The 12,198-nt window shown below is 60.2% G+C and carries 10 protein-coding genes; 2 read left to right on the forward strand and 8 right to left on the reverse strand.

Annotated elements, in window-relative coordinates; genetic code table 11:
- Nucleotides 1-143: 143 nt before the first annotated feature.
- Nucleotides 144-1,277, forward strand: a complete 1,134-nt coding sequence (locus tag D8U60_RS15165) for an AGE family epimerase/isomerase (protein WP_130900403.1) — start codon at nucleotides 144-146, stop codon at nucleotides 1,275-1,277.
- Nucleotides 1,278-1,372: 95 nt separating this feature from the next.
- On the opposite strand, the gene D8U60_RS15170 is transcribed toward D8U60_RS15165, so the two are convergent.
- The 8 genes from D8U60_RS15170 to D8U60_RS15210 form a co-directional block, all read right to left on the reverse strand.
- On the reverse strand, nucleotides 1,373-2,137 hold the full coding sequence (locus D8U60_RS15170) for an SDR family oxidoreductase (RefSeq protein ID WP_130900404.1): 765 nt from the start codon (nucleotides 2,135-2,137) through the stop codon (nucleotides 1,373-1,375).
- 829 nt (nucleotides 2,138-2,966) lie between these two features.
- Nucleotides 2,967-3,683 (reverse strand): ABC transporter ATP-binding protein, encoded by a 717-nt coding sequence (locus D8U60_RS15175; protein WP_016771915.1) that lies wholly within the window; start codon nucleotides 3,681-3,683, stop codon nucleotides 2,967-2,969.
- Nucleotides 3,680-4,552 (reverse strand): ATP-binding cassette domain-containing protein, encoded by an 873-nt coding sequence (locus D8U60_RS15180; protein ID WP_016771916.1) that lies wholly within the window; start codon nucleotides 4,550-4,552, stop codon nucleotides 3,680-3,682. The genes D8U60_RS15175 and D8U60_RS15180 overlap by 4 nt, the downstream gene beginning before the upstream one ends.
- Nucleotides 4,549-5,850 carry a high-affinity branched-chain amino acid ABC transporter permease LivM gene (gene livM / locus D8U60_RS15185; protein ID WP_024011385.1) on the reverse strand — a complete coding sequence of 434 codons (1,302 nt, stop codon included), beginning with the start codon at nucleotides 5,848-5,850 and terminating at the stop codon, nucleotides 4,549-4,551. The genes D8U60_RS15180 and livM overlap by 4 nt, the downstream gene beginning before the upstream one ends.
- A 3-nt stretch (nucleotides 5,851-5,853) precedes the next feature.
- The gene (locus D8U60_RS15190; protein WP_016771918.1) at nucleotides 5,854-6,768 is read right to left on the reverse strand and encodes a branched-chain amino acid ABC transporter permease; all 915 of its coding nucleotides are present in this window, start codon (nucleotides 6,766-6,768) and stop codon (nucleotides 5,854-5,856) included.
- A 241-nt stretch (nucleotides 6,769-7,009) separates the two neighbouring features.
- Nucleotides 7,010-8,143, reverse strand: coding sequence for an ABC transporter substrate-binding protein (locus D8U60_RS15200; RefSeq protein WP_016771919.1), 1,134 nt, complete (start codon nucleotides 8,141-8,143; stop codon nucleotides 7,010-7,012).
- 368 nt (nucleotides 8,144-8,511) lie between these two features.
- Nucleotides 8,512-9,795, reverse strand: coding sequence for an FAD-binding oxidoreductase (locus tag D8U60_RS15205; protein ID WP_110644910.1), 1,284 nt, complete (start codon nucleotides 9,793-9,795; stop codon nucleotides 8,512-8,514).
- 90 nt (nucleotides 9,796-9,885) lie between these two features.
- Nucleotides 9,886-11,376: an aldehyde dehydrogenase family protein gene (locus D8U60_RS15210; RefSeq protein WP_122699782.1), complete on the reverse strand. Its 1,491-nt coding sequence runs from the start codon at nucleotides 11,374-11,376 to the stop codon at nucleotides 9,886-9,888.
- 164 nt (nucleotides 11,377-11,540) lie between these two features.
- Between D8U60_RS15210 and D8U60_RS15215 the strand changes: the two genes are divergently transcribed.
- The coding region (locus tag D8U60_RS15215) for a LysR family transcriptional regulator (protein ID WP_130900405.1) at nucleotides 11,541-12,198 on the forward strand (658 nt) is incomplete at its 3' end.

The raw sequence follows: 12,198 nt of genomic DNA on the forward strand, positions 1-12,198 counted from the left end.
GGGTAAGTCCACAATTGTGTGAACACTCAATTTCCTTGTGGGAGCTGGCTTGCCAGCGATGACGGCCGATCAGACACCAAACCTTTAAAGGCTGCCTCTCTGCTACCATGTCGCGCAATCGCCCAAGCCCGTGACGCCCGCCCATGCCCCACGCTTCCCGCTCCACCGCCCTGCCCGAATTGACCGCCCTGTTTGGCCAAGTGCAGCAGCACTTCCTCGACGTGATCGTGCCGCTGTGGCAAGGCCCGGGCTGGAACGCCGACATGGCGTTGCCCTATGAGGCGCTGGACGCTACACACCAGCCGTTGCCAGCGCAACGCTATCGGGCGATGGCCTGCGCACGGCAGCTGTATCTGTTCTCCAGCCTGATCGGGGTTGTGGATAACGCCGAAGTCCGCGCCGCCGCGCTGTTCCGTTCCCTGCAACGGCACTTCCATGATGCCGAGCATGGCGGCTGGTTTTACAGCATCGACGCACAGGGCAAGCCGCTGGACCAGCGCAAGGATCTCTACACCCACGCCTTCATCCTCTTTGCCTGCGCGCATTACTGGGACAAGTCCCGGGATTCGCTGGCCGAGTCGACATTGAACGCCGCGCTGGAAATCATCGGCCGCCGATTCGCCACCGGCGACGGTTTATACGAAGCCTGCCTGGAGCGTGACTGGCTCACCCTGCAAACCGGGCCACTGCAAAATCCGCTGATGCATCTGGCCGAAGCTTTTCTGGCGACCCTCGCCGTGCGTGAAGACTCGCAGACGCACAACGCCCTGCTTGAGTTATGCACAGCCATGCACAAGCAATTCGTCGATCCGCAATATGGCGTATTGATGGAGAAGCCACTGGGGGCTGTGGATAACTGGTACGAACCGGGGCACCAGTTCGAATGGTATTTCCTGCTCCAATCGTCGGCGCTGTTGCGCGATTCGAAACTGCACCGGGCGCTGGATCGGGCATTTGCCTTTACCGAGCAATACGGCGTGCTGGAGTCCTGCGGCGCGGTACGGGCGATGCTCGATCTGGATGGCAATGGACGGCCGAGGGATTCGACCCAGCGCATCTGGGCTCAGGCCGAATACCTGCGCGCGCTGACCTTGCGGGCGGACAGCGAAGCGGTGGTGCTGCGCCAGTTGCAGGCGTTGCAGCAGCGGTTTCTGCATGCCGGCGGCTGGCATGAGTGCCGGGATGAGAATGGAGAGGTCAGCCGCAAGGACATGCCTTCGACTACGCCTTATCATTTGGCGACTTGCTACCACGGTTTGGCTGCGTATCTTCGCTGACCGAACAATTGCTATCGCGAGCAGGCTCGCTCCCACATTTTGGAATGCATTCCCCTGTGGGAGCGAGCCTGCTCGCGAATGGCCTCAGCGCGGTATCAAGCCTTGTTACGCTCGATGGCAAACCCGGCCCAGGTCTGGCTCACCGGCATCAGCTCCAGGCTGTTGATGTTGATATGCGCGGGGGTGTTCATCACCCAGAAAATCGTCTCGGCGATGTCCTGCGGCTGGATCGGCTCGGCGCCAGCGTAAGTGGCGTTGTAGCGTTCCTGGTCACCGGCGAAACGCACCAGCGAGAACTCGCTTTCGCACAGGCCGGGTTCGATGTTGCTGACCCGCACGCCAGTACCTTGCAGGTCGCAACGCAGGTTCAGCGAGAACTGTTTGACGAAGGCTTTGCTCGCGCCGTACACGTGGCTGCCCGGGTACGGGTAGTTACCGGCGATGGAACCGAGGTTGACGATACTGGCGCCACGGCCGTGGGCGATCAGCCGAGGCAGCAGCAGGCGGGTGGCGTACATCAGGCCTTTGACGTTGGTGTCGACCATGGTGTCCCAGTCATCCAGATCGCACTTCGGCGCGGGGTCGACACCGAGCGCCAGGCCGGCGTTGTTGATCAGGCCTCGGAGTTTGGCGAACGACGGCGGCAGGTTGGCGATTGCCTCCTCCATCGCCTTGCGATCGCGCACATCGAGGACCAGACCATGCACTTCGGTCTGCTTCGACAGTTCGGCGCATAGGGCATTGAGGCGTTCTTCACGACGGCCGGTCAGGACCAGCTTCCAGCCAGCCTCGGCAAAACGCCGGGCACAGGCTTCACCAAAACCGGACGTCGCGCCGGTGATAAACAGGGTGTCGGACATCGTGTTCTCCTTGCTTCGGCCGCCACGGCAGCCCTTGGAATAGAAAATCAGCAGGCAGCATGCCCGCCCTCGCGAATACGGGCAACACTTGCCAGCTGTACAAAAATCAACCAAGTGCGCCAAGACCTTAGCCTGCGTGGCCTGCAGCCATGTGCACGCATGTTATCCACAATCTGCTCCACAGTTTCCGGGGGCAAGTGCAAACGCGCAAAGCCGCGCCACACAAGGCTTTGCGGGCGAAATGGAAAGTTTTTTGCTTGACCGTGAGGCGGGGGATGTGCGGGACAGGGCATTTTGCACGACGGACGGTGCAACCGGGTGATTGCGCGAGGCCAGCAATTACGGCGCTCCGCGAGGTCTTTCCAGAGTTTAGTCACAGACTTATCCACAGGCTTTTACACACAACAGTACCCGACCTGGATGCGCTATAAAAAGGTTGACAATGGCGCCTCACGCCTGCCTGAAACTGACTGATCAAAAAACAATCACAAGCCTGGAGACCACGGATTACAAGGCCTGCAACCATATACACCCACGTTATTCACAGCCAGTTCCACAGTAACCGGGGACAAGTCAAAACTGTGGAAAAACAGCCATTTGCAGCGTCTATATGTCGCGCTTTGGCAGCTTGGGGAATTTGTTTTCCACAATTCTGAATTCCGCTTGATGTCATGCCTTGATTCCATGTAGGAGCTGCCGAAGGCTGCGATCTTCTGATTTTTTTAAGATCAAAAGATCGCAGCCTTCGGCAGCTCCTACACAGTGAGTTTGAAGGATAAAAAAGCCCCGGGACTCTCGTCGCCGGGGCTGTGTACAACCGCGAGAAGAATCAGTGCCCGCCCAGATAGGCGTTACGCACCTCCTCATTCACCAACAGTTCTTTACCGGTGCCGGTCAGGCGAATCTCGCCGTTGACCATCACATATGCCCGGTCCGACAGCTTCAGCGCATGGTTGGCGTTCTGCTCGACGAGGAAAATCGTCATCCCGGTTTTCGCCAGCTCGCGCAGCGTGGCGAAAATCTGCTTCACCACGATCGGTGCCAGACCCAGGCTCGGCTCATCGAGCAGCAACAGCTTCGGCCGGCTCATCAGCGCACGGGCGATGGCGAGCATCTGCTGTTCACCGCCAGACATGGTCATCGCCCGCTGATTGCGTCGTTCTTCAAGCCGCGGAAACAGCTCGAACATGCGCTGCATGTCCTCTTTGGCGTACTTGTCGCCAATCGGGATGGTGCCCATCAGCAGGTTTTCCTCGACGGTCATGTCGGGGAACACCCGCCGCCCTTCCGGCGACTGCGCGATGCCGTTGGAGGCGATGTAGTGCGAAGACTTCTGCGTGATGTCGACGCCCTGATAAAGAATCTGCCCGCCCGCCGCTCTGGGCTGGCCGAAGATCGACATCAGCAAGGTCGACTTGCCGGCGCCGTTGGAGCCGATCAGGCTGACGGTCTCGCCTTCGTTGATCTGCAAAGAAACGCCTTTGAGCGCCTGAATCGGGCCGTAGAACACGTCCAGATTGCGTAGTTCGAGGATCGGTTGACTCATACCAGCTCCTCTTCGTCGGCGCCCAGGTAAGCCGCAATCACTTTTGGATCATTGCGGATCGCTTCCGGTCCGCCTTCGGCGATGACGATGCCGTGGTCAAGAACCACGATGTGATCGGAAATGCTCATGACCATGCCCATGTCGTGTTCGATCAGCACCACGGTCAGATCGTGCTCGTCGCGCAGCAGCCGGATCATCGCGCTGAGCGCTTCGGTTTCCTGAGGATTGAGGCCGGCGGCCGGTTCGTCGAGGCAGATGATCTGCGGCCGCGTGCACATGGCCCGGGCGATCTCCAGACGCCGTTGCTGGCCGTACGAGAGTTCACCGGCGAGACGGTTGGCGCAGTCCACCAGATCGACCACTTCGAGCCAGTAGAACGCGACATCCAGCGCATCGCTCTCGGCCTTGCGATAGCCCTTGGTGTTGAGGATGCCGGCGAGCATGTTGCGGTTGACCCACATGTGCTGCGCGACCAGCAGGTTTTCCAGCACCGACATTTCCTTGAACAGGCGAATGTTCTGGAACGTACGGGCGAGACCTGCACGGTTCACCAGGTGAGTACCGCCGAACATCTTGTAGTACATGCGGCTGAGGAAGGATTTCGGCGAGACGAAATCGGTCGGTTTGAACGACTCGCCCAGCAACTGGATGACGTTGGTCTGCTGGCCGCGCACGTTGAGTTCGATCTTGCCGCCCGTGGCCTTGTAGAAACCGGTCAGGCAGTTGAACACCGTGGTCTTGCCGGCGCCGTTGGGGCCGATCAGGGCGAAGATCGAATTGCGTTTGACCTTCAGGCTGACATCGCTCAACGCCTTGATGCCACCGAAATGCATCATCAGTTTTTCAACAGAGAGTACGACTTCACTCATGGCGCAGTCCTCTCGTAGTGAATGGCACCTTTGCGTGGTTTGACCCCGGTGCGGCTGATGCGGATCAGCCCGCGTGGTCGCCAGATCATCATCAACACCATCAGGATGCCGAACAGCAGCACGCGGTATTCAGCGAAGCCGCGCAGCAGTTCCGGAGCGACGGTGAGCACGAATGCGGCGATGACTACGCCAATGGTCGAGCCCATGCCGCCGAGCACGACGATGGCGAGGATCAGCGCCGATTCAAAGAAGGTGAACGAGGTCGGGTTGACGAAGCCTTGATAGGTGGCGAAGAACACCCCGGCCAGACCCGCCGTCGACGCACCGATGGTGAACGCCGAGAGTTTGACCAGCACATGGTTGAGACCCATCGAGCGGCAGGCGATTTCATCTTCACGCAGGGCTTCCCAGGCGCGACCCACCGGCATTTTCACCAGCCGATGCTTGACGTACAGCACCGCCAGCACCACCAGGAACAGCACCGCGTAGATGAAGTAATACTTCACGTCCGGGTTGTAGGTCAGGCCGAAGAACTCATGAAACGGCACCCCGCCATCCTTCGCCCGCTTGCCGAACTCCAGGCCGAAGAACGTCGGCAGTGGCGCCGGCATGCCGTTCGGGCCGCCGGTCAGGGACAGCCAGTTGTTCAGCACCAGACGAATGATTTCGCCGAAGCCCAGGGTCACGATCGCCAGATAGTCACCGTGCAGACGCAACACCGGGAAACCGAGAATGCAGCCAGCCAGGCCTGCGGTGATTGCCGCCAGCGGCAGCACGGTCCAGAAACCCAGACCCAGATATTGATAACCCAATGCCAGACCGTAGGCACCGATGGCGTAGAACGCCACGTAACCAAGGTCGAGCAGCCCGGCCAGACCGACCACAATGTTCAGCCCCAGCCCCAGCAGCACGTAGATCAACCCGAGGATGACCACGCCGAGCAGGTAGGAGTTGGAAACAAACGGCACGATGATCGCCAGCACGATAATCAGCGGGATGATCCAGCGCAGCCGCGATTTGTAGTCCGCCGGCAGCACGTGCACACCGGAGCCGGTGCTCTCGAACCCGTCGAGGATCTTCAGGCCCTTGGGGGTTTGCAGGAACAGGCTGAGGGCAAAGCGCCCGGCCATGACGATGGCAATGATCCACGCCACGCGGGTTGCTTCGAGGTTGAAGCTGTAGCCGTCGAGGACCACGCCGACAATCGGCCCGAACACGATCAGCGCAATCAGGCCGGCAAGAATCGCCTCGACCAGACTTTTTTTGATATCGATGGATTTTTCAGTGGTTGCAGACATCGCTTACACCTTCGACACAAGAGGACGGCCCAACAGACCCTGCGGCCGGAAGACCAGTACGAGGACGAGCAGCGAGAAACTGAACACGTCTTTGTAGTCGGAGTTGACCAGACCGGAGAACAGCGACTCGGAGATGCCAAGGATGATCCCGCCGAGCATCGCGCCGGGCAGTGAACCGATGCCGCCCAGAACCGCTGCGGTGAACGCCTTGATGCCGATGATGAAGCCGGCATAGAAGTCGAAGGTGCCGTAGTTCATGGTGATCAGCACACCGGCCAGTGCGGCCATGGCTGCACCGATGATGAACACGTAGGAAATCACCCGGTCGGTGTTGATCCCCAGGATCGAGGCCATCTTGCGGTCTTGCTGGGTCGCACGGCACATGCGGCCGAGCTTGGTGTATTTGATGACGTAGGTCAGCAGCCCCATGCCGACAAACGCGGCGATCAGGATGAAGACTTTGGTGTAGGTCAGTTGTACGAAGCCGGTGCCGACTTCAACACGCCAGGCACCGGTCAGCAGCGTAGGTACGCCCTGTTGTTTGGCGCCCTGAGCGATCTGCGCATAGTTCTGCAGAATCAGCGAAATACCGATAGCGCTGATCAGCGGCGCCAGGCGGGTCGAGTTACGCAGGGGTTTGTAGGCAACACGCTCGATGACCCAGCCATACACCGCCGTGACGACGATGGTGAAGATCAGCGTGCCGAGCATCAGCAGCGGGAAGGATTCGATACCGAAGTAAGCCAGCAGAGCCAGACTGATTGCCGCCAGGTAAGCGGAAATCATGTAAACCTCACCGTGGGCGAAGTTGATCATGCCGATGATGCCGTAGACCATTGTGTAGCCGATGGCGATCAGGCCATAGACCGACCCGAGGGTCAGGCCATTGACCAGTTGCTGCAGGAAAATACCATCCATAACGCAATCTCACGCAGTGAGAACCTGCGCACCAAGGGTGCGCGGTTCTTCTAGGAAAAATACAGATGTACGTCGGAGCAATGTCGGAGCGTGATCAGCCCGATCGCCACTGAATCCTGTGGGAGCTGGCTTGCCAGCGATAGCGGTGGATCAGCCAACTTGTGTGTCGATTGACCTGACGCCATCGCGGGCAAGCCCGCTCCCACAGGGTTTCAAGTGAGCCGAGTGATCGCTTCAGCCCTTACTTCTGCTTTTCCAGCTGGTGGTATTTGCCGTCCTTGTCCCACTGGTAAACCACGTAGTCGGAGACTTTCAGGTCGCCCTTGGAGTCCCAGGTTTTTTCGCCCATCACGGTTTTCACCGGATTTTTCTTCAGCCAGGCCGCAGCCTCTTCACCCTTGTTGGACTTGGCACCGTTGAACGCTGCCGCCAGGGTCTGAACCGAGGCGTAGGCGTACAGGGTGTAGCCTTCAGGCTCGGTGCCGGCCTTGCGGAACGCGTCCACTACGGTCTTGCTTTCCGGCAACAGGCGCGGGTCGGCGCCGAAGGTCATCAGCACGCCGTCGGTGAATTGCGGGCCGCCAGCGGTGGTCACCAGCTCGTCGGTCACGATGCCGTCGTCGGACATGAACTTGACGTCTTTCAGGCCTTGTTCACGCAGCTGGCGAACCAGCGGACCGGCTTCCGGGTGCAGGCCGCCGAAGTAGACGACATCGGCGCCGGCGCCACGGATCTTGGTGACGATGGTGCTGAAGTCTTTCTCGCCACGGGTCAGACCTTCGTACAGCACAGGCTTGACGCCGCGTTTTTCCAGCTGAGCCTTGGTAGCGTCCGCCAGGCCTTGGCCGTAGGTGTCCTTGTCGTGCAGCACGACGACTTTCTTGCCCTTGAGCATGTCGACGATGTAGTCGCCGGCAACGATGCCTTGCTGGTCGTCACGTCCGCACATACGGAACATGGCGCTGAGGCCACGCTCGGTAACTTGCGGGTTGGTCGAGCCCGGGGTGATCGCGATGATCCCGGCTTCGTCGTAGATTTCCGACGCTGGAATGGTCGACGAGGAGCAGAAGTGACCGACCACACCGGCGACTTTCTGGTTGGTGAGGTCCTTGGCGACCGTCACTGCCTGCTTCGGTTCGCAGGCGTCGTCGCCTTTGACCAGGACGATTTTTTCCCCATTGACGCCACCCGCCGCGTTGACCGCATCGGCCGCCGCCTGTGCACCCTTCATGTACTGCTCGCCGAATGCCGCGTTGGCACCGGTCATCGGACCCGCTACACCGATCTTGATATCAGCTTGAGCAAACGCAGAAACACCCAGCGCAGTAGCGACTGCGAGGGCCAGAAAGCCTTTCTTGTAAAACGTCTGGGACATGAGGTGGTGCTCCAAGGTTTTTTTTAGTTGGCACTGCGACTTCACTTCACTCAAAGCTCAGAGCAAGGCCCGTGCCATCGGTTTTTTATTCTTCAAAAAGTCGCTGCGTTGTTGTTATTTCGACTGTTTCGGTCCCATTTTCATTGGGCGTGCAACCGTCTAAACCGCGGAAGGTGAAACCATTTGTTTTTTCAGGCGCAACCCGCACGCGCCATCATTGCAACCGCAGCGGCAAACGACGTGCAACCAGCCTGTAACAGCACGCGTCACCGAACTGCACACTGCTGGTGCGGGACTGCTACAACCCGCACCATTACAGGCTAGTCGCTGGATGCAAAAGCGCCGCTTGCGGCAACAAATTTCAACACTCAAATGACGATGCGCAGGCACTGGCCCGCGTGATACAGGGAAAACCCGGCTTCGTACAGGCAACTGCGCAAGCCCACACCGGCCAGGGGCTGCATCGGTGCGAAGGGAATCGGCAGTGCCTGCGGATCGCCGTTGCACAGGTAATCGGCGAAGGCTTTGCCGACCACCGTACCGGTGGTGACGCCGCGACCGTTATAACCGGTGACGGCTACCAGTCCGGGCGCGGGCTCGAACAGCCGCATCAGGTGATCAGGGGTAAACGCAATGCGCCCGGTCCAGGTGCATTCCCACTCGACCGGCTTCAGATTGGGGAAGTAATGCTGCTGCACCCGATCAGCCCAGGCCTTGAGAAACCACGTCGGTTTTTGATTGCCATTGCCGAGGCTGCCAAGCAACAGGCGCCCGTCCTTGTCGCGACGGATGCTGCTCAATACCTGACGGGTGTCCCACGAGCCCTGCCCGCCCGGGAGAATTTCCTGCGCAGCGTCTTCGCTGAGCGGCACCGAGGCGACCTGGTAGTAATAACCGGGAAAGAAATTGCGCTTGAGTTCGGTCCAGTCGCCTTCGGTGTAAGCATTGGAGGCGATGACCACTTGTTCGGCGAGTACCGAACCCTGGGCGGTTTGCACCGACCAGTTCTGCCCGATGCGCTCGAGGCGAGTCACCGGCGAATGATCGAACATCTGCCCGCCGAGCCCGCGCACGGCATTGGCCAGCCCGGTGACATAGGCCATCGGGTTGAGCGTGCCGGCGCGGCGATCAAGCAACGCGGCGGCGATTTTCTGCGTGCCGGTGGCTTGCTCGCAGGCCTTGCCGGTGAGCAGTTCGACCGGCGCGCCACGGCGCTTCCACTGCTGCTCGCGACTGCGCAGATCCGCCTCGCCCTTGGCGTTATGCGCCATGTGCAGAGTGCCTTCGCGGCGCAATTGGCAATCGATGGCGTATTTATCCACAAGGCTGAACACCAGCGCCGGCGCCGCACCGAGCATGCGGTTGAGCTGACTGCCGACCGCCTCGCCGAACCCGGCTTCGATCTCGTCCGGAGGAATCCACATGCCGGCGTTGACCAGCCCGACATTGCGCCCGGAGCCACCGTGCCCTGCGCGATGCGCTTCCAGCACGCAGACGCTTTTGCCTTTTTCCAACAGATGCAGCGCCGCTGACAACCCGGTGAACCCGGCGCCGATCACACAGACATCGACCTTGACCTCGCCACTGAGCGCGGCGTTATCCGGGCGTTGTGGCGTGAGCGTTTCCCACAGACATTCTTCGCGTAACGGCATTGCCAAGCTCCTGTCGGAGCAGCCGCAAGCCACAAGCTACAAGCTGCAAGCCGGTCTGCTTGACGCTTGTAGCTTGAAGCTTGTAGCTGCTTAATCGAATGTAATGCCCTGCGCCAACGGCAATTCCAGCGAGTAGTTGACGGTGTTGGTCTGCCGGCGCATGTACGCGCGCCAGGCATCGGAGCCGGATTCACGGCCGCCGCCGGTCTCTTTCTCGCCACCAAATGCACCGCCGATTTCCGCACCGCTCGGGCCGATGTTGACGTTGGCGATGCCGCAGTCACTGCCGACCGCCGACATGAACCGCTCGGCCTCACGCACGTCGGTGGTGAAGATGCACGATGACAGGCCTTGCGGCACGGCGTTGTTCAGGCGCAGCGCTTCCTCGAAATCGCTGTAGCCGACCACGTAGAGAATCGGCGCGAAGGTTTCGCTGCAGACCACGTCGCTCTGCTCGGGCATTTCCACGATGGCCGGCGACACGTAGTAGGCGTTGGGGAATTGCTCTTCCAGTTGACGCTTGCCACCGAACACCCGGCCGCCTTCGCTCAGTGCCTGTTCCAGCGCATCCTGCATGTTTTCGAAGCTGTGCTTGTCGATCAGCGGGCCGACCAGATTGCCTTCCAGCGGATGGCCGATGCGTACTTTCGAATAGGCAGCCTTGAGGCGGGTAACGATTTCTTCCTTGACCGATTCATGGGCGATCAGACGGCGCAAAGTCGTGCAGCGTTGCCCGGCGGTGCCGACGGCGCTGAACAGAATCGCGCGCACTGCCATGTCCAGATCGGCGCTCGGGCCGAGGATCATCGCGTTGTTGCCACCCAGTTCAAGAATGCTGCGGGCGAAACGCGCGGCGATTTTCGGCGCCACTTCGCGGCCCATGCGCGTGCTGCCGGTGGCGCTGATCAGCGCGACACGCGGATCATCGACCAGCGCTTCGCCGGCATCGCGTCCGCCGATCACCACCTGGCACAGGCTCGCCGGGGCATCGCTGAAATTTTTCACTACGCGATCAAACAGTGCCTGACAGGCCAGCGCGGTCAGCGGAGTTTTCTCCGACGGCTTCCACACCACCGGGTTGCCGCAGACCAGCGCCAGGGTGGTGTTCCATGCCCACACTGCGACCGGGAAGTTGAACGCGCTGATGACGCCGACCACGCCAAGCGGATGCCAGGTTTCACGCATATGGTGGCCCGGGCGCTCGGAGGCGATGGTCAGACCGTACAGCTGGCGCGACAGGCCAACGGCGAAGTCGCAGATGTCGATCATCTCCTGCACTTCACCCAGACCTTCCTGAGTGATCTTGCCGGCCTCCCACGACACCAGCTCGCCGAGATCGGCCTTGTACTCGCGCAACACTTCGCCGAACTGACGCACCAGCTCACCGCGACGCGGTGCCGGCACCTTGCGCCATTGCTCGAATGCATGATCTGCGCGACTGATGTGCTGCTCGACTTCCGCAGCGCCCTCCCAGTTCACCGAGGCAATTTCACTGCCATCGATGGGCGAATGCACCGGCACCTTGCCGTTCTGGTACAGGGCCGGGTTGACTCCCAGACGATCAAGCAATGCGGCTACCATCGGTCTCTCCTCAAGCAAAAACAGAATGTGTGCGGCCATCCTTTGCATGGCCGGGCAGGCCTTTAGTTGTAGCCTCACTGCGGCGATGCAACAAACGACCTTTACGCCAGATATCATTCCGTTTATTCATGCTGCCTAGCGAAAGACAAGAAAAAGGACTGGCCATGCTGAACAAACGCCACTTGCCCTCGATCACCGCGCTGCAATGCTTCGAGGCCGTGACCCGGCACCTGAGTTTTACCCGCGCCGCCGAAGAGCTGAACCTGACCCAGAGTGCGGTGAGCAAACAGGTCGCACAGCTTGAAGAACTGTTGCAGCATTTGTTGTTCCGCCGCGTGCGTCGGCGCTTGCAGATGACACCGGCCGGGGATTTGTATCTGGTCGAGGTCAGAAAAATCCTCAGCCAAGTGGAGATGTCGACGCATTACCTGCGTTCCTACGGCGGCGAAACCGAAGTCCTGCGCGTCTCCACTCCGTCGACCTTCGGCGCCCGTTGGCTGGTGCCGCGCCTGAAAGGCTGGCGCCTGCGCCATCCGTCGATTCATCTGGATCTGTGTAACGAACAGGAGGCCGATGATCTGTTGCAGGGGCGCAGCGATCTGGCTTTCTACTTCGGCCAGGCATCGCGACCGGGCACCGAATGCCTGAAACTGTTCGGCGAACAACTGGTACCGGTCTGCGCCCCGGGCAGCCTGCCGGACACGCCATTCACTGACCCGACGCAACTCACCGACCTGGTGCTGCTGCAAAATGCCTCGCGACCGCAGGCCTGGCACGACTGGTTCGACAGTCAGGGCTACCACACCGAACACAGCTACCACG

Origin of the sequence: Pseudomonas sp. Sample_11 (genome assembly GCF_004307505.1) — a bacterium.
GTDB lineage: Bacteria > Pseudomonadota > Gammaproteobacteria > Pseudomonadales > Pseudomonadaceae > Aquipseudomonas > Aquipseudomonas atacamensis.

What these genes read in the sequence shown, in the direction of transcription:
- D8U60_RS15165 (WP_130900403.1), top strand. Translation starts at nt 144, where the DNA reads ATGCCCCACGCTTCCCGCTCCACCGCCCTGCCCGAATTGACCGCCCTG.
- D8U60_RS15180 (WP_016771916.1), bottom strand. Translation starts at nt 4,552, where the DNA reads ATGAGTGAAGTCGTACTCTCTGTTGAAAAACTGATGATGCATTTCGGT.
- D8U60_RS15210 (WP_122699782.1), bottom strand. Translation starts at nt 11,376, where the DNA reads ATGGTAGCCGCATTGCTTGATCGTCTGGGAGTCAACCCGGCCCTGTAC.
- D8U60_RS15205 (WP_110644910.1), bottom strand. Translation starts at nt 9,795, where the DNA reads ATGCCGTTACGCGAAGAATGTCTGTGGGAAACGCTCACGCCACAACGC.
- D8U60_RS15190 (WP_016771918.1), bottom strand. Translation starts at nt 6,768, where the DNA reads ATGGATGGTATTTTCCTGCAGCAACTGGTCAATGGCCTGACCCTCGGG.
- D8U60_RS15200 (WP_016771919.1), bottom strand. Translation starts at nt 8,143, where the DNA reads ATGTCCCAGACGTTTTACAAGAAAGGCTTTCTGGCCCTCGCAGTCGCT.
- livM (WP_024011385.1), bottom strand. Translation starts at nt 5,850, where the DNA reads ATGTCTGCAACCACTGAAAAATCCATCGATATCAAAAAAAGTCTGGTC.
- D8U60_RS15170 (WP_130900404.1), bottom strand. Translation starts at nt 2,137, where the DNA reads ATGTCCGACACCCTGTTTATCACCGGCGCGACGTCCGGTTTTGGTGAA.
- D8U60_RS15175 (WP_016771915.1), bottom strand. Translation starts at nt 3,683, where the DNA reads ATGAGTCAACCGATCCTCGAACTACGCAATCTGGACGTGTTCTACGGC.